At 53.0% G+C, this 25555-nt stretch carries 23 protein-coding genes and 1 tRNA gene; 12 read left to right on the forward strand and 12 right to left on the reverse strand.

What is annotated here, in order from left to right; all coding sequences use genetic code 11:
* Positions 1–83: 83 nt before the first annotated feature.
* The 5 genes from dppA to OGY13_RS22775 form a co-directional block, all read right to left on the reverse strand.
* The gene (dppA, locus tag OGY13_RS22755) at positions 84–1691 is read right to left on the reverse strand and encodes a dipeptide ABC transporter periplasmic-binding protein DppA (protein WP_003827414.1); all 1608 of its coding nucleotides are present in this window, start codon (positions 1689–1691) and stop codon (positions 84–86) included.
* Positions 1692–2442: 751 nt separating this feature from the next.
* Positions 2443–2519, reverse strand: a tRNA-Pro gene (locus OGY13_RS22760).
* Between the two features lie 91 nt (positions 2520–2610).
* Positions 2611–4305 (reverse strand): kdo(2)-lipid A phosphoethanolamine 7''-transferase, encoded by a 1695-nt coding sequence (gene eptB / locus OGY13_RS22765; RefSeq protein WP_153687809.1) that lies wholly within the window; start codon positions 4303–4305, stop codon positions 2611–2613.
* A gap of 210 nt (positions 4306–4515) precedes the next feature.
* On the reverse strand, positions 4516–5718 hold the full coding sequence (locus OGY13_RS22770) for an L-lactate MFS transporter (protein ID WP_020996062.1): 1203 nt from the start codon (positions 5716–5718) through the stop codon (positions 4516–4518).
* A 251-nt stretch (positions 5719–5969) separates the two neighbouring features.
* Positions 5970–6671: an autotransporter outer membrane beta-barrel domain-containing protein gene (locus tag OGY13_RS22775; protein WP_020996061.1), complete on the reverse strand. Its 702-nt coding sequence runs from the start codon at positions 6669–6671 to the stop codon at positions 5970–5972.
* A 158-nt stretch (positions 6672–6829) separates the two neighbouring features.
* On the opposite strand from OGY13_RS22775, the gene tag reads away from it, so the two are divergent.
* Both tag and OGY13_RS22785 read left to right on the forward strand, forming a co-directional pair.
* Positions 6830–7399 (forward strand): DNA-3-methyladenine glycosylase I, encoded by a 570-nt coding sequence (gene tag / locus OGY13_RS22780; protein WP_008786423.1) that lies wholly within the window; start codon positions 6830–6832, stop codon positions 7397–7399.
* A complete protein-coding gene (locus OGY13_RS22785; protein WP_008786424.1) occupies positions 7389–7829 on the forward strand; it encodes an N-acetyltransferase in 441 nt (146 codons plus the stop codon). The genes tag and OGY13_RS22785 overlap by 11 nt, the downstream gene beginning before the upstream one ends.
* Here OGY13_RS22785 and OGY13_RS22790 read toward each other — a convergent pair.
* Entirely contained in the window at positions 7798–10131 is a 2334-nt protein-coding gene (locus OGY13_RS22790; protein ID WP_213752472.1) for a molybdopterin guanine dinucleotide-containing S/N-oxide reductase, read from the reverse strand. The genes OGY13_RS22785 and OGY13_RS22790 overlap by 32 nt on opposite strands.
* A 159-nt stretch (positions 10132–10290) precedes the next feature.
* Here OGY13_RS22790 and OGY13_RS22795 point away from each other — a divergent pair, with 159 nt between their 5' ends.
* From OGY13_RS22795 to ghrB, 6 genes are all read left to right on the forward strand, one after another.
* Positions 10291–10953: an OmpA family lipoprotein gene (locus OGY13_RS22795; RefSeq protein WP_003827397.1), complete on the forward strand. Its 663-nt coding sequence runs from the start codon at positions 10291–10293 to the stop codon at positions 10951–10953.
* Positions 10954–11057: 104 nt separating this feature from the next.
* Positions 11058–12074: a LacI family DNA-binding transcriptional regulator gene (locus OGY13_RS22800; protein WP_005133828.1), complete on the forward strand. Its 1017-nt coding sequence runs from the start codon at positions 11058–11060 to the stop codon at positions 12072–12074.
* Between the two features lie 99 nt (positions 12075–12173).
* Positions 12174–12923, forward strand: a complete 750-nt coding sequence (locus OGY13_RS22805) for a sugar phosphate isomerase/epimerase family protein (protein ID WP_213752471.1) — start codon at positions 12174–12176, stop codon at positions 12921–12923.
* Positions 12924–12926: 3 nt separating this feature from the next.
* Positions 12927–13865, forward strand: coding sequence for a sugar kinase (locus tag OGY13_RS22810; protein WP_153752047.1), 939 nt, complete (start codon positions 12927–12929; stop codon positions 13863–13865).
* A gap of 64 nt (positions 13866–13929) precedes the next feature.
* A complete protein-coding gene (locus OGY13_RS22815) occupies positions 13930–15210 on the forward strand; it encodes an MFS transporter (protein WP_003827389.1) in 1281 nt (426 codons plus the stop codon).
* 22 nt (positions 15211–15232) lie between these two features.
* Positions 15233–16207, forward strand: a complete 975-nt coding sequence (ghrB, locus tag OGY13_RS22820; RefSeq protein WP_213752470.1) for a glyoxylate/hydroxypyruvate reductase GhrB — start codon at positions 15233–15235, stop codon at positions 16205–16207.
* Between the two features lie 58 nt (positions 16208–16265).
* On the opposite strand, the gene OGY13_RS22825 is transcribed toward ghrB, so the two are convergent.
* Positions 16266–16976: a DUF3053 domain-containing protein gene (locus OGY13_RS22825; protein ID WP_003827386.1), complete on the reverse strand. Its 711-nt coding sequence runs from the start codon at positions 16974–16976 to the stop codon at positions 16266–16268.
* 380 nt (positions 16977–17356) lie between these two features.
* Between OGY13_RS22825 and OGY13_RS22830 the strand changes: the two genes are divergently transcribed.
* From OGY13_RS22830 to cueP, 3 genes are all read left to right on the forward strand, one after another.
* Complete coding sequence (locus OGY13_RS22830; RefSeq protein WP_003827383.1) at positions 17357–17647, forward strand: HTH-type transcriptional regulator; 291 nt, start codon at positions 17357–17359, stop codon at positions 17645–17647.
* 279 nt (positions 17648–17926) lie between these two features.
* A complete protein-coding gene (gene cspE, locus OGY13_RS22835) occupies positions 17927–18139 on the forward strand; it encodes a transcription antiterminator/RNA stability regulator CspE (RefSeq protein ID WP_000014594.1) in 213 nt (70 codons plus the stop codon).
* A gap of 187 nt (positions 18140–18326) precedes the next feature.
* Entirely contained in the window at positions 18327–18866 is a 540-nt protein-coding gene (gene cueP / locus OGY13_RS22840) for a copper-binding periplasmic metallochaperone CueP (protein WP_032945331.1), read from the forward strand.
* 113 nt (positions 18867–18979) lie between these two features.
* Here cueP and glyS read toward each other — a convergent pair whose 3' ends face one another.
* From glyS to OGY13_RS22855, 3 genes are all read right to left on the reverse strand, one after another.
* Complete coding sequence (gene glyS / locus OGY13_RS22845) at positions 18980–21049, reverse strand: glycine--tRNA ligase subunit beta (protein ID WP_008786433.1); 2070 nt, start codon at positions 21047–21049, stop codon at positions 18980–18982.
* A gap of 9 nt (positions 21050–21058) precedes the next feature.
* Positions 21059–21970, reverse strand: coding sequence for a glycine--tRNA ligase subunit alpha (gene glyQ, locus OGY13_RS22850; protein WP_001168551.1), 912 nt, complete (start codon positions 21968–21970; stop codon positions 21059–21061).
* 95 nt (positions 21971–22065) lie between these two features.
* A complete protein-coding gene (locus tag OGY13_RS22855; RefSeq protein WP_020996059.1) occupies positions 22066–22374 on the reverse strand; it encodes a YsaB family lipoprotein in 309 nt (102 codons plus the stop codon).
* A 172-nt stretch (positions 22375–22546) separates the two neighbouring features.
* On the opposite strand from OGY13_RS22855, the gene OGY13_RS22860 reads away from it, so the two are divergent.
* Positions 22547–23542, forward strand: a complete 996-nt coding sequence (locus OGY13_RS22860; RefSeq protein ID WP_213752469.1) for an acyltransferase — start codon at positions 22547–22549, stop codon at positions 23540–23542.
* Here the strand turns inward: OGY13_RS22860 and yiaB are convergent.
* The gene (gene yiaB, locus OGY13_RS22865) at positions 23539–23904 is read right to left on the reverse strand and encodes an inner membrane protein YiaB (RefSeq protein WP_079934333.1); all 366 of its coding nucleotides are present in this window, start codon (positions 23902–23904) and stop codon (positions 23539–23541) included. The two genes, OGY13_RS22860 and yiaB, sit on opposite strands and share 4 nt — an antisense overlap.
* 167 nt (positions 23905–24071) lie before the next feature.
* Entirely contained in the window at positions 24072–25526 is a 1455-nt protein-coding gene (gene xylB / locus OGY13_RS22870; protein ID WP_153687817.1) for a xylulokinase, read from the reverse strand.
* Positions 25527–25555: the final 29 nt, after the last annotated feature.

A 25555-nucleotide genomic window follows, 5' to 3' on the forward strand; every position in this document is an offset into this window, starting at 1 on the left:
CGGGTAAAGCATTACGCCGGAGGGCGCTGCGCTTATCCGGCCTACACAATACCGGGACGCAGCGCTTCCTTAATTGCTTTTAATTATTCGACAGAGACGTTTTCGAAGTGGTGTTTGCCTAATGGATCAACCACATAGCCTTTCACTTCTTTACGTACTGGTTCGTACACGGTGGAGTGAGCAACAATCAGAGCCGGAGCCTGGTCGTGCATAACAACCTGAGCTTGCTTGTACAGTTCAATACGTTTGTTGTGATCGTCGGTCGCACGCGCCGGCTGGATCAGGTCTTCAAACGGCTTGTAGCACCAGCGAGAGTAGTTGGAACCGTCTTTCGCTGCCGCACAGCTGAACAAGGTCGCGAAGAAGTTGTCCGGATCCCCGTTGTCACCGGTCCAGCCCATCATCACCGCCTGATGTTCACCCGCTTTGGCGCGTTTCAGATACTCGCCCCACTCGTAGGTCACAATCTTGGCCTGAACGCCAATTTTCGCCCAGTCAGCCTGAACCATTTCTGCCATACGACGTGCGTTCGGGTTATATGGACGCTGTACCGGCATAGCCCACAGCTCAACGGTAAAGCCTTTGTCCTGACCCGCTTCCTTCAGCAGCGCTTTGGCCTTCTCAGGATCGTAGGTGTAGTCTTTAACGTCGTCGTTATAGCCCCACATGGTCGGCGGGATCAGGTTTTTCGCGGCAACGCCAGCGCCCTGATAAACCGCTTTGATGATCGCTTCTTTGTTTACCGCGTAGGTCAGCGCCTGACGGACTTTCACGTCATCAAACGGTTTCTTCTCGGTGTTGAAAGAGAGGTAGCCAACGTTCAGACCCGCCTGCTCCATCAGGTTGATGTTTTTATCCTGCTTCATGCGCGCGATGTCTGCCGGGTTCGGGTACGGCATCACCTGGCACTCGTTCTTCTGCAGTTTGGCGTAACGCACGGAAGCGTCAGGCGTAATGGAGAAGACCAGACGGTCGATCTGCGGCTTGGTGCCCCAGTAACCTTCGAATGCTTTATACAGAATACGGGAGTCTTTCTGGTACTGCTGCAGCTGGAACGGACCGGTACCAATTGGGTTCAGATCCACTTTCTCCGGAGAACCGGCTTTCAGCATGTTGTCAGCATATTCTTTGGAAAGAATAGAAGCGAAGTCCATCGCCAGGTCAGCCAGGAACGGCGCTTCCGGGCGAGTCAGCACGAACTGAACGGTTTTATCGTCCACTTTTTTCACTTCGGAGATCAGATCCGGCAGACCCATCCCTTCGAAGTATTCATAGCTGCCGCCAGAGACTTTATGGTACGGGTTCTGGGCATTTTTCTGACGATCGAAAGAGAACACCACGTCATCGGCGTTAAAATCGCGCGTCGGTTTAAATTCTTTGTTGTCCTGCCACTTCACGCCCTGACGCAGGTGGAAGGTGTAGGTTTTGCCGTCTTCGCTGATTTCCCACTTCTCAGCAAGGCCCGGGATCACTTCAGTCGTACCGGTTTTGAACTCGACCAGGCGGTTATAGATCGGTACGGAGCTGGCATCATAGGTGGTGCCAGAGGTGAAAAGCTGCGGGTTAAAGCCTTCAGGAGATCCTTCTGAACAATAAACCAGAGTTTTAGCCTGTACGCTTGCTGCGACGGTCATAGCCACCAGGCTCAGACCAAGCTTCAGCATCCCTGACTTCTTCAAGGAAATACTCATTCTTCTGCTCCAATGTGATGTTTGTTGTTTTACCCTTTGCAGTGGGTTTGCACCGCCTGGCCTTTTTTGTTTTTTACCCGGCCGGGTCGGCGTTAAGAGGATGGGGATTCCGTTCACATAAGCGACTGAGTTGCAGTGCGGATTCTCCATGAAATGCCCCTCATACCCTACAATCTGTCAACAGAATGTGAAAACGTCAATACAGGTCACCGTGATTTACGCCAACGGTGAGAATTCACAAACAAAGATTAAAAAAAGTGCGGAAGGACATTTTCAGCAGGGAAATTTGTGCTACGCGTACTATGCCAGAATAAACATCTTCATATTTCGCAACATTTGGTGATTAACATTTATGCAATTTATTCAAACTTTCTAAATTAATGCTGCATATCTGAGCGATTAATACCATGAACGTTAAAGCGCACAGCGGAAAATGCCAGCTTCAGCCATAAGTAGCGCAAAAAAAGTTTCAAGCAAATATAAAAAAAGGCAATGGAATATGTCACAGAATCGTTAACAGTCAGTGGGAAGTGGTGCACAATTTTTGCAGATAAAATGAAGGTCAAACGTGGGGTCGGAAAAACACAAAATACGCCCTGCCAGCGCTTCGCCTGTAGGCCGGATAAGGCGCTTGCGCCGCATCCGGCAATATCTGTTATAGCGTGATGTTTTGCCTGATGGCGCTTCGCTTATCAGGCCTACAAAAGCCACAAATGCAAAAAGCCCGCTCAGAGAGCGGGCTTTTCTAATTTGGTCGGTGATAGAGGATTCGAACCTCCGACCCCTTCGTCCCGAACGAAGTGCGCTACCAGGCTGCGCCAATCACCGAATGCGGGGCGCATCTTACTGCTCAGCTGCGCGCCCGTCAATCCCTTAGTATCAAAATGCCATTTGATCGGCGAGAAAGTCAGCAGCTCAGTTACTGGGCTGTAGCCTTATTCGCGTCCGGGATACGGCACCAGTTATTATTCTCGTTAATACCGCCATTTGGCGAGGTATAACCGAGGCAACCCAAAATGGTGTCGTACAGTTCCACATGACGACGCGGCACCTTCATATCAGCTTCTTGCTTAAGGTGTGCAAACGCCTTCGCATGGTCGGGGTCTTCCAGATACTTGTCAGACATCCATACCATCATAGGAACGCGGAACTGCTCAGGTGGCGCCATTTTACGCGGCGTACCGTGCAGATGCTCGCGCTCGTTAATCGACTCACCGTGATCGGCGGCGTAGAACACGATCGCTTTCTTATCGCGTAGTTGATCAAATACTTTGGTAATAAAGTGATCAACATAGGTTACCGAGTTATCGAATGAGTTGATCATCTCAGCTTTCGAGCAACCGCTATCAACATTGACACACTCCGGCTTCCACTGCGCATATTCGCGGGTGTAGCGCTGAGTGTAGTTAAAATGCGAGCCTTTTGTATGCAGAATAATCAGACGTTTTCCACTCTTATCATTCTGCTGCAAGGACTGCTGCATCTCGGCGATCAACAGCATATCGTCAACGTTCTTGCCACGGTTACGTGGCTCTGCGCCAATCTGCTCACGATAGGCGATGTTCTCCGCCATGGTGTTACTGTAGAACCACATCTCGCTTTGCATCGCGTAAAGATCGGTCTTGAACCCTAACTGGCCGAGCACGGAGAAGACGTTTTGTTCTTTCAGAGTACGCTGCGGGTTTTCTTCTGCCCCACCCTCACGTACGAACATGCAACGCAGCGAAAGTTTTGTTGCCGTATCACAGGAATATCCACGGAAGGCGGCCAGATTTTTCTCCTGGGCGAGCCTTGGTGTGGTATTACGCTCATAGCCAAAAATCCCCATATGATCCCAGCGGGTCGTTTCGCCGATAATAAAGACCACATAGGTGTCGTCGAGGTTTTTGGGGGCAACATAGGTAAACTTCTTCGCCGGGTTCATCAACGATTTGTTGTCTGAGGATTCATCCACCTGTGCCCAGGCGTACAGACCCAGCGCTGAGAGCCAGTTTGACGGCAGATAGGAATTCGCCACTACCCCGCCATAGCTGGGCAAATCGATCCCCGTTGCTCGCTCAACGCTTCTCTGTTGCATACTCAGCAGGCGAATCGGGACCCATACCATCAGACCAGCCAGTAAAACTACCGCCACGCTGCGCCATCTCATGCCAGGCGTACGGATCTGTTTCATCAGGGTATAGCGGCAGCGATTACTCCAAATCAGAACCAACGGTAAAATGCTGACCGAAACCAGCCACACGACAAAATGCCAGCCAACAACTTCTTTCGATAAATCAATATCCGTGGTCATTACGGAGGCAATAATACCGTAACCAATTACCACATTCAGGAAGGTCATGTAATAGCTGGCACCGGCAGAACACAGCACCACTAAGGTTGTCAGGACACGCCAGGCGCGCCGACCAAATAAAGAGAGAAGTCGTAGTAAAAAGAAAGTCACCAGCACAGTGCCGGCTAATTCAACAACCGCAGAGAGTCCTTTCCAGACGGTAAACTCGTGTGCATATCCGCTAAAGCGCCGGAAAAATACAGCACAGTTCATAAACAAACCGATATAGATTGCCAGCAGGAAACTGAGTTTCTGCTGCGTCATCGACTTAATATATCTCATGCAAACAAACCCTGGGAATCGGGATTAAAACACCCTGAGCAGTAGTCAAACAGACCAGGCAGGGGAAAATGCGACAACAGCAGAAGTGAAATGTCTACGGGCGCGGGTAAGTAGACCACAGGAGGGGGAAAAAGTGCTTATGGAGAATGCAAATGACGCATATATTTTTGTAAATATATGCGCCAGGTATTAATCAGACTACTAATAGGTTTAGGCGTGCGCCTCGGTATATACGCTACGCTGTGGCTGGCGGATGGTGGTGGAGAGTGCCAGCGAGATAATTAACAGCGCAAAGATAACGCAGAAGGTCACATAGAAACCGCCGAACAGCGAGGCGATAATGGAACCACAAATGCTGCCGATACCGAAACCTAAGTAAATGACGCCGTAGTTTTTAGCCAGGTTATTCAAACCGAAGAACTCGCTCACCAGTGACGGGAACACGGTGATGGTACCGCCAAAGTTAAATGCTACACAGGCAATCGCCGCGAAGAAGGTCGCATCATTCAGCGGGGCGAACAGCAGTGCCGCCATACCGACCAGCGAAACGACCTGCCCAATGGTGATAACGCGAATACGAGAGATTTTGTCGGACAGAATCCCCAGAACCAGACGACCTGACAGGTTAGCGATAGAAATGACGGTAACCGCATTTGCCGCCGTTGCCACATCCATATGCGCCAGGCTTTGTGCAATATCTTTCGCCACGCCAATCACATACAGCCCACTCATACACGCCGTCAGGAACATCACTGCCAGCATCCAGTACTGCGGTTTACGCATGGACTGCGCCAGGGTGTAGTCATTCTCAACCACGCCATTTTTCGTTTTCACTTCCTGATTCGGCGCGTCTTTCATCAGCGTGGAGCCAAAGACGATCATCACCAGCACAATCGCGCCCCAAATCATGAAGGTTTTTTCCAGACCCACAGTGCTCAACAGTTGGCTGTCGATGAATTTAAAACCGAGGCTGCCAAGACCGTAAGAACCGATGGCAAAGGCGGAAATCAGCCCTTTACGCTCAGGGAACCATTTTACACAGTTGGAAAGTGTTAACAGGTAGCCTGCGCCATCCGCCAGACCGACCAATACACCGGCGCTCAGCCACAGCATAATCAGGCTGTCAGAGTGGGCGGTTAAGAAGAAGCCGACACCCAGTAAAATACCGGAGGCCATGGTGACGCGTTTCACGCCAAAACGTTCCTGCAGTTTCCCGGCGACAGAAGAAGAAATTGCTAGCCCGAGGCTCAGCAGGCCAAAGGAAAAGGCAACCTGACTCACCGGTGCATCAAGCTTAGAAGAGAGCGCACCGTTAAACAGGCTCCAGGTATAAACAGAACCTAAAGCAAATTGGGTAATGATGGTGCCGATCAGTGTCAGCCAGCGTGTACGCTGATAATCAGAAGTTTTCATGGCAGTCTTCCTGCATAAACAAAATGGGAAATTCTCTGCCAACAACCATACCGAAGCGCTTTTATGAGCAGGAGAAAACGGCATGAAATGCCGCCAGGACGGAATGAAATGCCTGGAATGCGGAATGAATGACGAGACAAAAAGTCGGGTTACTGAATTTTATCGCATGAGTTAGTACACGCTATCGCTGGAGTGCGTGTGATTGTTGATCTCAACATGTAATCAAGATGTTTGTATGCTGATTACTTACGTTAAAATTTGGCGCTCACTCCCATGGTGTACATATAGTCGCTGTTGTTGGTACTGTTTTCCGCCTGCGAAAGCGCTGCGTAAGCCGCCATGTGCGGGTTCAACAGCATATCCGCACCGACGGTGACATCCACCCAGTTACCATCCTGACCCGCTGCTGACATGCGGCTGAGACCCGACTGCGCCTTCCAGATATTCTCGCCAAACTGCTGGTTATAGCTGATTTGCGCCCACGGTCGCACATCACCGAACTGCGAATTGACTCGCCAGCCCAACGAGCTCACGCTGGCATGCCACAGCGGATCGTTCTGCGTTACCGACGTCGCGCTATCGCCAAATTCGTTGTAAGTAGATGTGGTTGAACCGTCATAATGCAGTGCGGCAACCGGACCAGTTGTCACCTGCCTTGAAAGCGGGAAGTTCCAGCCCATACTCATGCCGCTGGTCGCATCCATAGGCGTCTCATCCGCCAGATTCACCACGGGACCCGCCACGTTCTGAGTGGAACGAATACGTTCTTCCAGAATGTCGTTATAACGTGGTTGGTGATCGCTGTCCCATGTATAACGTTCAGCCGTATGCCCTGACATCGCATCAACGATATATTCTTGTTGCCAGCCATATGCTGTATTGATGGACAGCGCACAAACTACAACGCTCACCAGAGTTAACCTCTGATGACCACTACTGTTTCTTATAATCATCAACGCGACTCCAGAAAAGAGCCGAATTCGGCAATATTATTGTCATTGTATGAAGGATATGGGCCCATCTGGCCCTGTATTAAATATTGTCTTTTTAGCTGGCGCGTCAAGGCGGGCCGAATGAAATTTTTACGCCAGTAAAAACAGCGAGGAAGAATATGCAGCGTTGCGGATGGGTCAGTCAGGATCCACTTTACATTGCCTACCACGACAAGGAATGGGGCGTCCCCGAAACCGATAGTAATAAACTGTTCGAAATGATCTGCCTGGAAGGTCAGCAGGCCGGGTTATCGTGGATTACCGTGCTAAAGAAACGGGAAAATTATCGCCACGCTTTCCACCATTTTGACCCGGAAAAAGTGGCGGCCATGACCGAAGAGGATGTGGAAAGGCTGGTACTGGATGCCGGCATTATTCGCCATCGCGGAAAAATTCAGGCCATTATCGGCAACGCTCGCGCTTTTCTGACGATGGCGCAAAACGGAGAGTCGTTTAGCGAATTCGTCTGGTCATTTGTTGATAACCAACCGCAAGTGACTCGCGCCGCCAACCTGAGCGATATTCCCACCTCCACGCCTGCGTCAGACGCGCTGTCTAAAGCGTTAAAAAAACGCGGATTTAAGTTTGTCGGCACCACCATTTGTTACTCCTTTATGCAGGCGTGCGGCCTGGTCAACGACCATGTCACCAGCTGCATCTGTTATCCGGGAGAACAACATGATTCGTGAATCCAAGGCTGACGATCTGCCGTCAATTCTGGCGCTGTGGATGGAAAGCACAATCCATGCCCATCCATTTATCGAAGAGCGCTACTGGCGCGAAAGTGAATCCGTGGTGCGGGATGTTTATCTGCCCGCCGCGCAAACCTGGGTTTGGGAAGAAGAAGGCGAGCTCAAAGGCTTTGCCAGCGTGATTGACGACCGCTTTCTCGGCGCGCTGTTTGTCGCACCTGCCGCCATCAGAAGCGGGATCGGCAAAGCGCTGGTGCAGCATGTCCAGCAGCGCTTTTCGATACTCAGCCTTGAGGTCTACCAGAAGAATCAATCAGCGGTGAACTTCTACCATGCGCTGGGTTTTCGCATTGAAGACGGCGCATGGCAGGAAGAGACTCACCACCCCACGTGGATTATGGGCTGGCAGGCGGATCAAACGCCGTAAGCGCCAACGTTGGTCCGCTATATTTTTCAAGCCACGCCAGCGCAGTATTGCCCGCGCAGCCATTCCCCAGCTTCGAGCTGGGGAGATCTTTGGTCAGCACGTTGACGGCGCCATTTTTACAAATACCGTTCGCTGCGAGATCCAAATCAGGCCAGGCGCCTTCATGAATACAGATGACGCCGGGTTTAATACCCGCCGTCACCACCGCGCCCGCCAGAACTTGCCCGCGCTGGTTCCACACCCTGACCGTATCGCCATCCGCAATGCCGCGCGCGTGGGCGTCCTGCGGATGAATCGTTATCGGCTCACGATCCGCTACCGCGTACTGCTCACGTAGCGCACTGTAGTTAAGCTGACTATGCAAACGGTGCGCCGGATGGGCGGAAAGCAGCTGTAGCTGGTCCGGTTCGGCGTTACCGAACCACTCATCCGGCTCCAGCCACATCGGGTGTCCCCCGCAGTCCGCGTAGCCGTAACCGGCAATCCTCGCGGAGTAGATTTCAATTTTGCCGCTGTCCGTTTTCAGCGGATGCGCCTGCGGGTCGCAGCGAAAATCCGCAAAACGGATAAACTGTGCGCTGGCGGCGTTTTCCGGCATTTCGATCAGGGCGTTGCGCTGCCAAAACTCGGCGAAAGGCGGCAATGTCACCTGCTGACTGGCCCCACGTTGCCCGGCAATATTGTAAAAAGTCTCCAACCACGCCAGTTCGCTTTTACCTTCGGTGAACCGTTCATATCCGCCCTTTTCCCAGCGCTCACTCAGCTCGGCAAAGACATCAAAATCATTTCGCGCTTCGTCCTGCGGCGGTACGACCTGCTTCATCGGCACCAGGTGCTGGTTGCTGTAATCGCCGGTCATAGTCAAATCATTACGCTCAAAGGAGGTGGTTGCTGGCAGCACGATATCGGCATGCTTTGCTGCGGCGGTCCAGAAACACTCCGAGATGATCACCAGCTCCGGTTTTTGCCAGGCGCGAATTAAACGGTTAGTGTCCTGATGATGGGTGAAGTTAGCCCCGCCCGCCCACCACAGCATACGGATGTCCGGGAAATGGCGGTCCATGCCGTTGTGCTGGTAAAAACCGCCGGGGTTTTCCAGCGCTTCGACAATTCGCGCCACCGGGATTTTATCTACCGCGTCGGTGCCGCCTTTAACGCTGCCCTGCATTGAAGCCAGCACCGCAGCCCGGCGCGTTGGGTTGCCGCCATTGGCAAAATGGTACGACAGCCCAAAACCGCCGCCTGGCGTCCCGATTTGTCCGAGCATGGCGGCCAGGGTGACAATCATCCAGTGTTTCTGCTCGCCATACTGTTGGCGCTGCATGCCCCATCCGGCCATCAGCATGGTGGTATTTTGGTGAAATATCGCCGCAAGTTCGCGTATCTTCGCCGTCGGAATGCCACAAATCTCTGCCGCCCATTCTGCCGTTTTTGCAACATCATCAGATTTACCCAGCAGATAGTCGGCAAAACGGTCATATCCGGTGGTACACCGGGCGAGAAAATCCTCGTCATGCCAGCCGTTTTCCACCAGCGTATGCGCGATGCCCAGCATCAGCGCTACGTCGGTCCCCATATGCGGGGCAATCCATTCCATCTTATCGCCAAAGAAATCGACGCTTTCCGATCGCATCGGATCGATACAGATCAACCGTTTACCGCTGTCGCGCAATGCCTCAAAGTACGCGAGGCCCTGCTCATCGGACGCGTTCCAGGCAATCTTCAGGGTATTCAGCGGATTGGCGCTCCACAATACCACCACCTCGCTGTTCTCCAGCACCACCGGCCAGCTGGTTTGCTGCTGGTAAACTTCGTTCCCGCCCACCACGTACGGCATGATCGCCTGCGCAGCCCCCGTCGAGTAATCCCCCAGATGCCCGGTATAACCGCCCGCCAACGCCATATAACGCTGTAACAGGGTCGCCGCTTTGTGTAACACGCCGTTGGAACGCCAGCCGTACGAACCGGCAAAAATTGAGGCCGGGCCGTAGCTGTCACGGATGCGTTTATGCTGCGTATGGATAAGATTCAGCGCGTCGTCCCAACTGACGCGAACAAACTCATCCTGCCCACGTATGCCCTGTGGGTTCTCCGGCGAGGCGAGAAACCCTTTACGCACCATCGGAAAACGTACCCGCGTTTTACTGTGAACCTGGTCGCGCACCACGGTTTGCAAAGAGTTGGGATGAGTGGTGGGCAGCGCGCCACGCGAGGAGAAAACTGTCTCCCCATCAGTGTCGATGAGGATTGGTCCCCAGTGGGCGGCGGTTAACACCGAGTAATGTGCGGGTGAATTAGCCAAGATGGCGCTCCTGAATGCGATGTGACGGCTTATTTATTATGCCGTTCAATGTTACTTACAAATTTCAGAGTCTTCCCTGGAATTTTCTTCATGTTCACACGTCATAATCAACCGCCACGGTCGCTGTGGCAAAGAAGAAAAAGTCATTAAGGAATTAAGATGAAGAAACGTGTATTTGTTATTGCTGCCATCGTGAGCGGCGCCCTGGCGGTTTCTGGCTGCACAACAAACCCTTACACCGGCGAACGCGAAGCGGGTAAATCCGGCATTGGCGCAGGTATTGGCTCTCTGGTCGGCGCGGGCATTGGCGCACTCTCTTCTTCGAAGAAAGATCGCGGCAAAGGCGCACTGATTGGCGCAGCGGCTGGCGCGGCCGTTGGCGGTGGTATCGGCTATTACATGGATGTACAGGAAGCAAAACTGCGCGAAAAAATGCAGGGAACGGGCGTCAGCGTGACACGCAGTGGCGATAACATCATTCTGAACATGCCAAACAACGTCACCTTCGACAGCAGCAGCGCCAACCTGAAGCCTGCGGGTGCTAACACCCTGACCGGCGTGGCGATGGTACTGAAAGAGTACAATAAAACCGCCGTCAATGTGCTGGGCTTCACCGACAGCACCGGCAGCCAGGATCTGAATATGCGTCTGTCACAGCAGCGCGCAGACTCCGTAGCCAGCGCCTTGATCACTCAAGGGGTCGCAGCTAACCGCATCCGCACTCAGGGTATGGGCCCGGCAAATCCGATCGCCAGCAACAGCACAGCGGAAGGTAAAGCGCAAAACCGACGCGTAGAAATTACCTTAAGCCCGATCCAGTAACGTTTTGTGCCGGATGGAAGCAGACCGCGTCCATCCGGCATGAAGCACTTGCCATCGTTGATTTTCGCGTTAAGGTGTTGTCACCAAATTCAGGGAAATCAGCGATGAGCAAATCAACACGGGCAACCATCAGCGATGTGGCGAAAGCTGCAAAAACCGGCAAGACCAGCATTTCACGTTATCTCAACGGTGAAAAGCACCTGCTTTCCGACGCGCTGCTGGCCCGCATTGAACAAGCCATTGCCGATCTCGACTACCGTCCCAGCCTGATGGCAAGAGGCCTGAAACATGGTCGTACCCGCCTGATTGGCCTGATCATCGCCGATATTACTAATCCCTACTCAGTCAACGTGTTAAGTGGTATTGAAGCCGCCTGTCGCGATAAAGGTTTTACCCCGCTGGTGTGTAACACCAACAACGAAGTGGATCAGGAACTGCATTATCTCGACCTGCTGCGCAGCTACCAGGTCGAAGGGATAGTGGTCAACGCCGTCGGGATGCGCGAAGAGGGGCTGAACCGCCTGCAACAGTCTGCGCTGCCGATGGTGCTGATTGACCGTAAAATTCCCGATTTCGCCTGTGATATGGTCGGGCTGGATAACACCCAGGCGGCAACGGTTGCCACCGAGCATTTGGTCGAACAAGGTTTTGAAGCCATCCTGTTCCTCAGCGAACCACTCGGCATGGTGAATACCCGCCGCGAACGCCTGAGCGCTTTTCGCGCCACGCTCGCGCAATACCCCGGCGTTATCGCGCAAAATGCCGAAGTCCCGCTCACGGACAATACGCAACTGGACGACACCCTGCGCCAGTTTCACCAGCAGCATCGTGGAATGCGCAAAGCCGTTATCTCTGCCAACGGTGCCCTCACGCTACAAGTAGCCCGCGCCCTGAAACGCATTGGCCTCAACTGGGGGAGCGACATTGGCTTACTCGGCTTTGACGAACTGGAATGGGCTGAGCTGGCGGGCGTCGGTATTACCACGTTGAAACAACCCACCTGGCAGATTGGTTACACCGCCGTTGAGCAGGTTGTGCGCCGGATTGATGGCGGATCCGCTGCCATTCAGGAACAGGTCTTCTCCGGCGAGCTGATCGTGCGCGGCTCTACCGCCCGTTAAATTACCTTCGTGATGGTGATCATAAATTCGACATCATAGGCTTTTCTTTGGAACCGGTTCCATCTAGCGTTATAACAAGAATGCTAGTCTGGAGTTTCCATGAAAAGAAAAATTATGGTGGTCACCGCCGCTTACGGGCATGACCAGGTACGGGCCGCAGGCGGGCAAACGGCAATGCTGCCCATCATCGCTGAAGCCGGTGCTGACGGCGTCGAAATCCGCCGCGAGCTATTAACCGACGCCGAGCTGAAAACGCTCCCTACGATGGCTTCTGCGATCGAAATCTTCGGCCTGCTGGCCTGTTACTCAGCGCCTGAACCGTTGTTCCTTGAGGACGGTAACCTCAACCCCCGTCTTCCAGAACTACTTGAGGAAGCGCAGGCCTTGCAGGCGCTGTGGTTAAAAGTCTCCCTCGGCCATTTTTCCCATACAAAACAGTTCGACGTTCTACGCCAATGGCTGGACAACAGCGGAATGGAGCTGGTTGTCGAGAACGATCAGACCGACTGCGGACGCCTGCAGCCGATGCAGGGCTTTAACGAAGCCTGTCAGGCGCAAAACCTGCCGATATCTCTGACCTTCGATATGGGCAACTGGCTGTGGGTGGGCGACTCCCCGGAAGAAGCAGCACAAAACCTGGCGTCAACCGTTGGGTATATCCATGTTAAAGCCGCCGTTGCCCATCGCGACAGCTACCGCGCCGTACCGCCTGATGAAGCCGATCCGCGCTGGCTGGCGCTGCTAAAAACGCTGCCCAACGATGTCCCACGCGGCATTGAGTTCCCCCTGGAAGGGCAGGATTTGGTGGCGGTTACCCGCCGCTACGTCGAGCTGTTACGCGAGGAGTAACGCATGAAAAATTCACTGGATGTGGTCACTATTGGTGAAGCGATGGCGATGTTTGTCGCCACGCAAACCGGCGAACTGGCGGATGTGGAGCAGTTTATCAAGCGCGTTGCAGGCGCTGAGCTTAACGTAGCGACTGGTCTTGCCCGTCTGGGCCTGAAGGTCGGTTGGGTGAGCCGCGTTGGCAACGACAGCTTTGGCCGTTTTATCGTTAAGTCGCTGGAAAAAGAAGGGATTGATGCGCAGGGAGTCACCCAGGACGGGCGTTACGCTACTGGCTTTCAGCTTAAATCTAAAGTCGAAAATGGAACCGATCCCATTGTGGAATATTTCCGTAAAGGTTCCGCTGCCAGCCACCTCAGCATTGAAGATTATCACGAGGACTATTTCGCCAGCGCGCGCCACCTGCACCTGAGCGGCGTAGCAGCAGCGCTTTCTGCCAGCTCTTATGAACTACTGGCGCATACCGCCCGCACCATGAAGGCCCAGGGGAAGACCATCTCGTTCGACCCGAATTTGCGCCCGGTGCTGTGGAAAAGCGAAGCCGAAATGGTGGAAAAACTGAACCGGCTGGCATTCCAGGCAGACTGGGTTTTACCAGGGTTAAAAGAGGGCATGATTTTAACCGGTCAGCAAACGCCTGAAGCCATCGCCGACTTTTATCTGCGCCATGGCGTGAAGGCCGTGATCGTGAAAACCGGGGCTGATGGCGCCTGGTACAAAACCGCCAGCGGCGAACAAGGCTGCGTGGCACCGGTAAAAGTCGACAACGTGGTCGATACGGTCGGCGCAGGCGATGGTTTTGCCGTGGGCGTTATCAGCGCCCTGCTGGAAGGCCGCTCGTTGCATCAGGCGGTGACCCGCGGCAATAAAATTGGCGCACTGGCCATTCAGGTTCAGGGCGACAGCGAAGGATTACCCACACGTGAACAATTAGGGGAATAAACTCCCGGCCAACTCTGTACCCTACATACAGAGGCGGCGTATCAGCATAACCAGAGGGCAGTCTATGAATAGCTCAACTAATGCAGCAAAACGCTGGTGGTACATCATGCCAATCGTGTTTATCACGTATAGCCTGGCGTACCTTGACCGCGCGAACTTCAGCTTCGCCTCCGCCGCCGGTATCAACGAGGACCTCGGCATTACCAAGGGGATCTCTTCCCTGCTGGGCGCACTGTTTTTCCTCGGCTATTTCTTCTTTCAGATCCCGGGCGCAATTTACGCTGAACGCCGCAGCGTACGAAAACTGATTTTTGTCTGTCTGATCCTCTGGGGCGCATGCGCGTCGTTAACCGGCATGGTCAGCAATATTCCAATGCTTGCCGCCATCCGCTTTATTCTTGGCGTCGTTGAAGCCGCCGTGATGCCGGCAATGCTGATTTACATCAGCAACTGGTTTACGAAATCTGAACGCTCTCGCGCAAACACTTTCCTGATCCTCGGTAATCCGGTCACCGTTCTGTGGATGTCCGTGGTTTCCGGTTACCTGATTCAGGCGCTGGGCTGGCGAGAAATGTTCATCATCGAGGGCTTCCCGGCCATCATCTGGGCGTTCTGCTGGTGGGTGCTGGTAAAAGACAAACCGTCTCAGGTCGGTTGGCTGTCAGAATCTGAAAAAGCCGCGCTTCAGGCACAACTGGAAAAAGAGCAGCAAGGCATCAAAGCCGTACGTAACTATAGCGAGGCTTTCCGCTCACGTAACGTCATCCTGCTGTGTATGCAGTATTTCGCCTGGAGTATTGGCGTCTATGGTTTTGTCCTGTGGCTGCCGTCGATTATCCGCAACGGCGGCGCAAATCTGGGGATGGTGGAAGTTGGTTGGCTGTCATCCGTACCGTATCTGGCGGCAACGGCGGCGATGATCCTCGTCTCCTGGGCGTCCGATAAGCTGCAAAACCGTAAGCTGTTTGTCTGGCCACTGTTACTGATCGCGGCGTTCGCGTTTATCGGCTCCTGGGCCGTAGGCGCAGACCACTTCTGGATTTCTTACACGCTGTTGGTTATTGCAGGCGCGGCAATGTATGCCCCCTATGGTCCCTTCTTCGCCATCATCCCGGAAATGCTGCCGCGCAACGTCGCCGGTGGGGCAATGGCGCTGATCAACAGCATGGGCGCACTAGGTTCATTCTTTGGTTCATGGTTTGTCGGCTACCTCAATGGCGCTACCGGCAGCCCGTCTGCCTCGTACATTTTTATGGGGGTAGCGCTTTTTGTCTCAGTGTGGCTAACTCTCATTGTTAAGCCTGCTAATAATCAACAGCTACCTATTGGCGCACGCCACGCTTAAATTTTAACTTACGGAGATTCGCATGAAGCCGTCCATTATTCTCTATAAAGCGTTACCTGACGATTTACTGCATCGCCTGGAAGAACATTTTACTGTGACTCAGGTGCCTAACCTGCGCCCGGAAACGGTCGCACAGCACGCCGACGCTTTTGCCAATGCAGAAGGTCTGCTGGGCTCCAGTGAAGCCGTCAATACCGCTCTGCTGGAGAAAATGCCCAGGCTGCGTGCGACATCCACGATTTCCGTAGGCTATGACAACTTCGACGTCGATGCCCTCAACGCGCGTAAGGTGCTGTTGATGCACACGCCAACCGTGCTGACGGAAACCGTCGCCGATACGGTAATGGCGCTGGTGTTAAGCACCGCTCGACGCGTAGTGGAAGTTGCCGAACGGGTAAAGGTCGGCGAATGGACCAAAAGTATCGGACCGGACTGGTTTGGTACCGATGTACACCACAAAACGCTGGGGATTGTCGGTATGGGCCGCATTGGGCTGGCGCTGGCACAACGTGCGCATTTCGGCTTTAGCATGCCGATACTCTATAATGCGCGCCGTCATCATCAGGAAGCAGAAAAGCGCTTCAATGCACGTTACTGCGACCTCGATACGCTGTTGCAGGAGTCTGATTTTGTCTGCCTGATCCTGCCGTTAACCGACGAAACGCATCATCTGTTCAGCACCGAGCAGTTTGCCAAAATGAAGTCTTCCGCCATTTTCATTAACGCCGGACGTGGCCCGGTGGTCGATGAAAAAGCGTTGATTGCCGCCCTGCAAAAAGGCGAAATTCATGCCGCTGGCCTGGATGTATTTGAGCAAGAGCCATTATCGGTAGACTCACCGCTGCTGTCACTGCCCAACGTGGTGGCCGTACCGCACATTGGTTCAGCCACGCACGAAACGCGCTACAACATGGCGGCCTGTGCTGTGGATAACTTAATCGATGCGCTGCAAGGACGCGTTGAGAAGAACTGCGTAAACCCGCAGGTCGCATCATAAACAAAAGGCCGGGTAGCGCTTACGCTCACCCGGCCTTTCATGTATTACCGTATCTTAATTACTGAGCGGCATTCACCGCAGCTGTCCAGGCCTGATTAAATGCCTGATGCTGAGCAGCCAACGGGCCAATCAGCGTATTGTACTGACTTGCCTGCTGTGACGTTGGGAACTGGATACCGTTGGCGACAAAGCTCACCTGCGTATCCTGCTGCGCCACAAAATCACCAACCTGCACCAGCTGCTGCGTGAAAATTTGCGCGGCAGGGATCAGCGGCTGTAAGGCCTCTGCTGGTGCAGTAACAACTTTGTTGTACACCTGATCAAAGACCGGCTTCAGATCTTCGCCCTGCTTCAGCGCGCCATGCGCAGCATCTGCCTGTAGCTTCGCATTCTGCAACTGTTGCCCTAATACACCTAGCGCACCATTTGCCTGACGCAGCGGTTCACGCTGAGTCACATAATCCTGAGGAACACGAATCGCATTTACGCTATCAACCACCGGACGCAGACCGGAGTCCATCGCCTGATTAACCTGTTGCGAATAGCCATACAGAATCGCGTAATCGGACACAAACGGGCCAAACTGTTTTTTCTGATCGGCGGTCAGCGTTGGTAAACGCTCTCCGCTACGCATTGCAGTATTCTGCAGAAAATCGATAAACGCTTTGCGTTGATCGCCTTCTTTATCAAAACACCCACTCAGGCCAACTACCATTAAGAGCGCCAAAACAGGCGCAAACCAGCGAGAGCAGGACTTACCTGTCGCCATTTTAATACTCCTTTCACCCAAAAATGCGCACAACGACACCCGCGTGCCTGACGTTGACAAGGATAGTCCAGGTCAGCCCCGCAAGATACCCTTTCCGCGTAATCTTGTGGGGGAAAATAACCGTTCCCGCCACCGTTCGTTTTGCTAAACAATGCTGCATTCACCACTCGGCGTCATATTTTAGTCATCTTTACAATCGGAATCGATCGTTCGGAGATCCCGACCTTTATCAGTGCGTTAGCCAGCAAAAGATTGTCACCTGCGATCCGCTGAAACGAATCCATCACACAACCCTTAAATCCGGCTTCATTTTTTCCGACTACTCTTAATGAGCTTCGAAGAAATTCACGATCCCGCTGTGTGATTTGTAGGAGTTCTCAATGGAATACAAAGATCCTATGTTTGAACTGCTAAGCAGTCTGGAGCAGATTGTTTTTAAAGATGTATCGCAGACGGTCACTCTGCCGCAAAAAACCAACCCTTTCACCGAATTTGAACAGCTACGACGAGGGACAGGTTTAAAAACAGATGATTTTGCCCGAGTGATGGGCGTGACGGTCGCGATGGTTCATGAATGGGAGTCTAAACGCGTAAAGCCTTCCACTACCGAATTGAAGTTAATGCGCCTGATTCAGGCAGACCCTAGGTTAAGTAAGCAACTGATGGATTGAACTATTTTTCAATTTTGCTTAAGAACGGTCCTGTTTCAGGGCCGTTCTCTTACGAAGGTTATCCACAAAAAAGAAAATAGTAGTTGCATCCACATGCGTAAAATGAGTTAATGCCCTCAACGGTTTGACGTACAGACCATTACAGCAGTTAGTAAGGCAAGTCCCTTCAAGAGTTATCGTTGATACCCTTCGTAGTGAGCATTTCCTTTACTGTTAAAAAATCTGTAAAGCACGCCATATCGCCGAAAGGCACACTTATTTTTTAAAAGGTAATACACTATGTCCGGTAAAATGACTGGTATCGTAAAATGGTTCAACGCTGACAAAGGTTTCGGCTTCATCACTCCTGACGATGGCTCTAAAGACGTGTTCGTACACTTCTCTGCTATCCAGAACGATGGCTACAAATCTCTGGACGAAGGTCAGAAAGTTTCCTTCACCATCGAAAGCGGCGCTAAAGGCCCGGCAGCTGGCAACGTAACCAGCCTGTAAGCTTAAAAAGCTCAAAATTCTGAATCCCTGCCAAACGGCGGGGATTTTTTTTATCTGTACTTCGCAGTACATCCCACCTAAACGCTTCTTTGCATTACTTTACCCGTCGCCCCTTTGACCTTTCCCTAAGGGCAAGCTTTATAGTGAGCCAGTCTATATTCCACAATTTTCACAAGGAATTGAAGCTATGTCGAAATCCTCACTGCTGCTGATTTTAGGTTTGCTCACTACAGGTACTGCGTTCGCGGCAACGCCGGAAGCTACTTTTCTGGCCGAACACGGGCTTAGCGGGAAATCCGTCGAACAAATCGTAGAGACGATTGATCAGTCACCGCAGAGTCGCCCGCTGCCGTACTCCGCGTCCATCACCAGCACCGCGTTGAAGCTCTCTTCGGGCGATCAGGTTTATACCCTGCCGCTCGGTGACAAGTTCTATCTGTCGTTTGCACCGTATGAATGGCAAACACATCCTTGTTTCAACCACAGCCTTTCTGGCTGCCAGGGCGAAATGCCGGAGAAGACATTCAATGTCAAAGTGACGGATAACAAGGGTGATGTGGTGGTACAAAAAGCGATGAAGAGCGGCCGTAATGGCTTTGTCGGGGTATGGCTACCGCGCAATATGGAAGGCACCATTGCAGTGAGCTACAACGGTAAAACGGCGGAGTATCCTATTAAGACGATGGAAGACAGCCAGACATGTCTGACAAAATTGCAGTTGCGCTAACAACATAAAAAAATGCCGGATGGCGTAATGCTTATCCGGCCTACTGGTGTTTCTCTCGTAGGCCGGATAAGGCGAAGCCGCCATCCGGCATTTTCTAAGTCAGCGCAGGGCCGTTACTGCAGCAGAGAAATATCTGCCACGCGCAGGAACAGCTCGCGCAGTTTTTCGAGCATAGACAGACGGTTAATACGCAGATCTTTATCTTCTACGTTGACCATCACTTTCTCGAAGAACGCATCAACCGGTTCACGCAGTTCCGCCAACTCAACCAGCGCTTCCTGGTAACGACCGGCAGCGAAGACAGGCTCCAGCTTATCGCGCAGCACAACCACCTGCATCGCCAGCGCAATTTCTTCCGGCTCTTTCAGCGTTGCCGCATTCACGCGGTCATTCAGCGTCTCTTCAGACTTCGCCAGGATGTTCGATACACGCTTGTTCGCGGCAGCCAGCGCGGACGCGGCTTCCAGCGTACGGAAGTGCGAAACCGCCTTCATACGTGCGTCAAAATCAGCCGGACGAGTCGGACGACGTGCTAGTACGGCCTGAATAGTGTCGACGGTATAACCTTCGTCCTGATACCAGGCGCGGAAGCGACCGAGCATAAAGTCGATAACGTCATCCACCACGTTGGCGTTGGTCAGCTTGTCACCATACAGACGAACCGCTTCTTCGGTCAGCGTTTGCAGATCCAGATTCAGGTTCTTCTCAACGATAATACGCAGCACACCCAGCGCAGCACGACGCAGCGCAAACGGGTCTTTGTCGCCTTTCGGATGCTGACCGATACCGAAGATACCCGCCAGGGTGTCCATCTTGTCAGCAATCGCCACGGCACAAGCTACCGGGTTCGACGGCAGGTCATCACCGGCAAAACGCGGCTGATACTGCTCGTTCAGCGCCACAGCTACATCTTCTGCTTCGCCATCGTGACGCGCGTAGTGCATGCCCATCACACCCTGGGTGTCGGTGAACTCGAAGACCATGTTGGTCATCAGGTCACACTTGGACAGCAGGCCAGCACGCGTTGCGTGGTTAACATCAGCGCCAATCTGACCAGCAATCCAGCCCGCCAGCGCCTGGATACGGTCAGTCTTGTCGCGCAGCGTACCCAGTTGCTGTTGGAACAGCACGGTTTGCAGACGCGGCAGATGGTCTTCCAGACGTTTTTTACGGTCGGTATTGAAGAAGAACTCGGCATCCGCCAGGCGCGGACGAACGACTTTCTCGTTACCGGAGATAATCTGGATCGGATCTTTCGATTCGATGTTGGCAACGAAGATAAAGTTCGGCAGCAGTTTGCCGTCGTTCGCGTAAACCGGGAAGTACTTCTGGTCACCTTTCATGGTGTGTACCAGCGCTTCAGACGGAACAGCGAGGAATTTCTCTTCGAATTTCGCGGTCAGCACTACCGGCCATTCCACCAGCGAGGTGACTTCTTCCAGCAGGCTTTCGCTCAGGTCAGCGTTACCGCCAATCTTACGCGCCGCTTCTTCAGCATCGGCTTTGATTTTCGCTTTACGCTCAGCGTAATCCGCAATTACTTTGCCGCGTTCACGCAGGATTTCCGGGTACTGATCGGCAGAATCGATGGTGAATTCCGGCTCGCCCATAAAGCGGTGTCCACGGATCACGCGATCGGACTGAATGCCCAGAATCGTTGCCGGAATCACTTTGTCGCCCAACAGCAGGGTCACGGTGTGAACCGGACGCACGAAGTGGACATCAGACGCGCCCCAGCGCATCAGTTTCGGGATAGGCAGCTTCGCCAGTGACGTGGCGATCATGTTTGGCAGCAGCGTTTCTGCGCTTTCGCCTTTTACATGCGCACGGTACAGCAGCCATTCGCCTTTGTCGGTAGTCAGACGCTCAGCCTGATCAACCGTGATACCGCAGCCACGTGCCCAACCTTCTGCCGCTTTGCTCGGTTTGCCTTCAGCGTCAAACGCCTGAGCAATGGCCGGACCGCGTTTTTCAACTTCGCGATCGGGTTGAGATTCCGCCAGATTCGCGACTTTCAGCGCCAGACGACGCGGCGCGGCGAACCACTCAACGTTGCCGTGCGCGATGCCAGCGTTATCCAGCTCCGCGGTAAAGTTTGCAGCAAAGGACTCAGCCAGGCTGCGCAGTGCTTTTGGTGGCAGCTCTTCAGTGCCGATTTCCACCAGAAAAGTTTTCTCAGACATGGCCGCCTCTTATTTGTCTTTGTTGCACATCGGGAAGCCAAGGGCTTCACGGGAAGCGTAATAAGCTTCTGCCACTGCTTTGGTCAGGGTGCGAATGCGCAGGATATAGCGCTGACGCTCGGTGACGGAGATGGCTTTACGCGCATCCAGCAGGTTGAAGCTATGGGCGGCTTTCAGAATACGTTCATACGCAGGCAGCGGCAGCGGATTTTCCAGCGCCAGCAGCTGCTGCGCTTCTTTCTCGTACTGCTCGAAGCAGGTGAACAGGAAGTCCACGTCGGCGTATTCGAAGTTGTAGGTGGATTGCTCCACTTCGTTCTGATGGAACACGTCGCCGTAAGTGGTTTTACCCAGCGGGCCGTCGCTCCAGACCAGGTCGTAAACGCTGTCTACGCCCTGAATGTACATGGCCAGACGTTCCAGACCGTAAGTAATTTCCCCGGTTACTGGTTTACATTCCAGGCCACCAACCTGCTGGAAGTAGGTGAACTGCGTCACTTCCATGCCGTTCAGCCACACTTCCCAACCCAGACCCCAGGCACCCAGCGTCGGGTTTTCCCAGTTATCTTCCACGAAACGGATATCGTGAATGGTCGGGTCCATACCCAGTTCTTTCAGAGAACCCAGGTACAGCTCCTGAATGTTGTCCGGAGACGGCTTAATCACTACCTGGAACTGATAGTAGTGCTGTAAGCGGTTCGGGTTTTCGCCATAGCGGCCATCGGTCGGACGACGAGAAGGCTGCACATAAGCAGTCGCCATCGGCTCCGGCCCCAGCGCACGCAGGCAGGTCATTGGGTGAGATGTTCCCGCGCCGACTTCCATGTCCAATGGTTGAACGATGGTGCAGCCCTGGCGAGCCCAGTAATCCTGTAAGGTCAGGATCAAGCCCTGGAAGGTCCTGGTATCAAACTTTTGCATATTATTTCGTGCTGGATACGTGTGGATTTAAAGGAAGCGATCAGTATACCCGCTGGCTGCAAGATATACAGTACGAAACGGGAAAAAGGGGGAACTTAGCGCATGGAAAGGTGCAAAAACTGCCCGTCTGCATCAAAAGAACAGACAAAACTCTCTTTACGGAAGGTAGAACCACGCATCTCATAGCTGCCCTGGAATTGTTCCAGTCCAGAGATATCAATTTTCTGCGCGCCAGTGTTGTAGCGTTGCGCCGCCTCATTTTTGCACAATGACTCCATATCCAGCGAACGTGTGGCACTGACCTTAACCTTTTGCGCTTTCTGCGCAGGTGCAGACGATTGTGTGTCAGCGCACGCTACCAGCAAAAGGGCAGCGATCGCGGGAAAGAAATACTTCATCATCATTTTATTACCGCCTGGTTTGCTGGTCAGTCTTATTATTAGTGTCTGGAAACAGATCCTATTTTGAGAATCTCATCAGACCATCTCAAGCTTTAGCGTAAGAACTCGGATTATTCCAGTGAGCTACGTTCGCAAAATATCGGTCAGACTTTTTTTAATGGACACAGAGGAACTGATGCAGCCCAAAATTTTCTGGATTGATAACCTGCGCGGGATAGCCTGTTTAATGGTCGTGATGATCCACACCACAACCTGGTACATCACCAATGCGCAAAGCGTCAGCCCGTTGAATTGGGATCTGGCTAACGTGCTCAATTCAGCCTCTCGCGTCAGCGTTCCGCTGTTCTTTATGATTTCGGGCTATCTGTTCTTTGGTGAGCGTAGCGCCAAACCGCGCCATTTCCTGCGCATCGCACTTTGCATTCTGTTCTACAGCAGCGTGGCGCTGGCCTATATCCTGCTGTTTACCTCGATCAACGCGGAGCTGTCGCTGAAGAACCTGCTGCAAAAGCCGGTGTTCTATCACCTGTGGTTTTTCTTCGCGATCGCCGTCATCTACCTGGTTTCTCCGCTGATACAGGTGAAAAATATCAGCGGCAAGATGCTACTGGCGCTCATGGTTGTGATTGGGGTGATTGCCAATCCCAACACCGTCTCGCAAAAAATCGGCGGCTTTGAGTGGCTCCCAGTCAACCTGTACATCAGTGGCGATACTTTCTATTACATCCTGTACGGCATGCTGGGCCGGGCGATTGGCATGATGGATACGCAAAAGCGTGCGCTCAGCTGGCTCTGTGCGGCGGTATTTATTACCGCAGTATTTATTATTTCTCGTGGCACATTGCATGAACTGCGCTGGCGAGGAAATTTTGCCGACACCTGGTACCTCTACTGCGGCCCAGCGGTATTTATTTGCGCCGTCTCGCTCCTGACGCTGGTCAAAAATACGCTCAGCACACGTACCCTGCCGCTACTGGGCCTTATTTCTCGCCATTCATTGGGCATTTATGGTTTTCATGCGCTGATCATTCACGCACTACGTACCAACGGAATTGAACTCAAAAACTGGCCACCGCTGGATATGCTGTGGATTTTCAGCGCCACGCTGGCAGGAAGTTTACTGTTGTCTATTCTGTTGCAGCGTATTGATACACGTAGGCTGGTGAGTTAGGTGTCTCCAGGCAGCGCCCGATTACACGAACGCTGAAGTAAAAATTGCCCCATTAAACAGACGAAGAATGCTGCCGGGTATAACCCTATTTCGAAGGGCGCCAACGGGGCATTCCACACCCCCACCAGCAACAACCCTGCCGTGATGAGCGCCACCATCTGACATACGGAAGCGAAGCGTTCATCGTTTTGATTGAGATTTACTGCGCGCTGATAGGCATACGTTACGAACATCCCCGTCATCAGCGCCCCCAAAAAATACCCCTTGCCGCTCAATAACGGGCATGCGCGCCATAAACCGATACTGTAAGTCAGTATGCCTGAGAGAAATAATATCCATGGCAACAGCCTGGTTGTCTTCATTGGGATCTCCTTATCCATCATGGATACAATATGAATAACCCGCTAAAGACAACACAGAAAAAAGCGACTACGCAGGACTTTCAGAATACATCCATACGTGTAACTTATTATTTTTGTGGATATATGTATGCGGCAAATTCCCCTCTGCTAGCCAGAGGGGAAAGTGGTCAGGACATCAGCGGTTGTAATTGCTGATAGATACGACGGAAGGTTTCTCGACGCTGTTGATAACGAGCATGACGCTCCGCGTCAGGATAATGCGCCTGCTCCAGCGTAAGCTGAGGCAGTAACTCTGATAACGACGTTTGCGGATTCATGGCAACTTGCGCCAGGCGCGCCGCGCCGAGTGCAGGGCCAACGTCACCGCCGGTACGGTAATCCAACTGCAATCCGCTGATGTCAGATAGCATCTGACGCCAGTATTCACTGCGTGCCCCACCGCCGATCAGCGTAATGCTGGCGGGCTGAACGCCACAGGCATGTACCACGTCCATACCGTCAGCCAGCGCGAAACCCACACCTTCCAGCACCGCCTGCGCCAGTTCTGCCGGACCATGCTGATGAGTCAGACCGAAAAATACGCCCTTAGCCTGCGGATTGTTATGCGGCGTACGCTCGCCGGACAAATAAGGTAAAAACCAGACCGGCTCCGCGTGTTCATCCGCCTGTTGCGCAGCGTCAATCAACGCAGGAACGCTCGCCAGTCCGGTTAATTTTGCCGCCCAGTCCAGACACGATGCCGCACTTAACATTACAGACATCAGATGCCATCGCTCAGGCAAAGCATGGCAAAAACTGTGAACCGCACTTTCCGGTTTGCTAAGGAAACCATCACTCACCGCAAAATAGACGCCGGATGTCCCCAGCGAAAGCATCGCCTGACCGGCATTCATCATACCTACGCCAACCGCGCCCGCCGCGTTATCACCGCCTCCGGCAACAACCGCAACCTCCTGCATTCCCCAGGCTTTAGCGACGTCTGGCAATAAGGTTCCGGTAATCTCGCTGCCTTCATAGAGCGCAGGCATATGTGCGCGAGTCAGTTTACAGGCAGCCAGCATGACATCGCTCCAGTCACGCTTCGCGACATCCAGCCACATTGTCCCTGCCGCATCAGACATATCGCTGGCAAAATCACCGGTCATGCGCAAACGCAGGTAATCTTTCGGCAGCAGGACTTTATCAATCTGGTTGAAAATCTCCGGCTCGTGGCGTTGCACCCACAGCAGTTTTGGCGCGGTAAAGCCAGGCATCATCAGGTTGCCAGTGATGGCTCGAGACTGCGGAACCTGACTCTCCAGCATCACGCACTCTTCAGCACAGCGACCGTCGTTCCATAAGATAGCCGGACGCAATACCTTCTGTTGTTCATCCAGTAGCGTCGCGCCGTGCATCTGCCCGGCAATCCCCAACGCTTTCACCTCGCGGAGTGAATGCTGCTGACCCAGTGCTTTTACCGCGCGATCCGTTGCCAGCCACCACTGCTCTGGGTCTTGTTCTGACCATAACGGGTGCGGGCGCGAGACGGTGAGTTTCTCCGTTTTTGAAGCCACCACATCGCCCTGCTCATTGAGCAGAATGGCCTTTACGCCTGATGTGCCAAGATCTATCCCGATATACATAAGGCATCGTTCCTTAAAGAAAGGCCCGG

This window comes from Citrobacter sp. Cpo045 (assembly GCF_030332875.1).
Classification (GTDB): Bacteria; Pseudomonadota; Gammaproteobacteria; order Enterobacterales; family Enterobacteriaceae; genus Citrobacter; species Citrobacter portucalensis.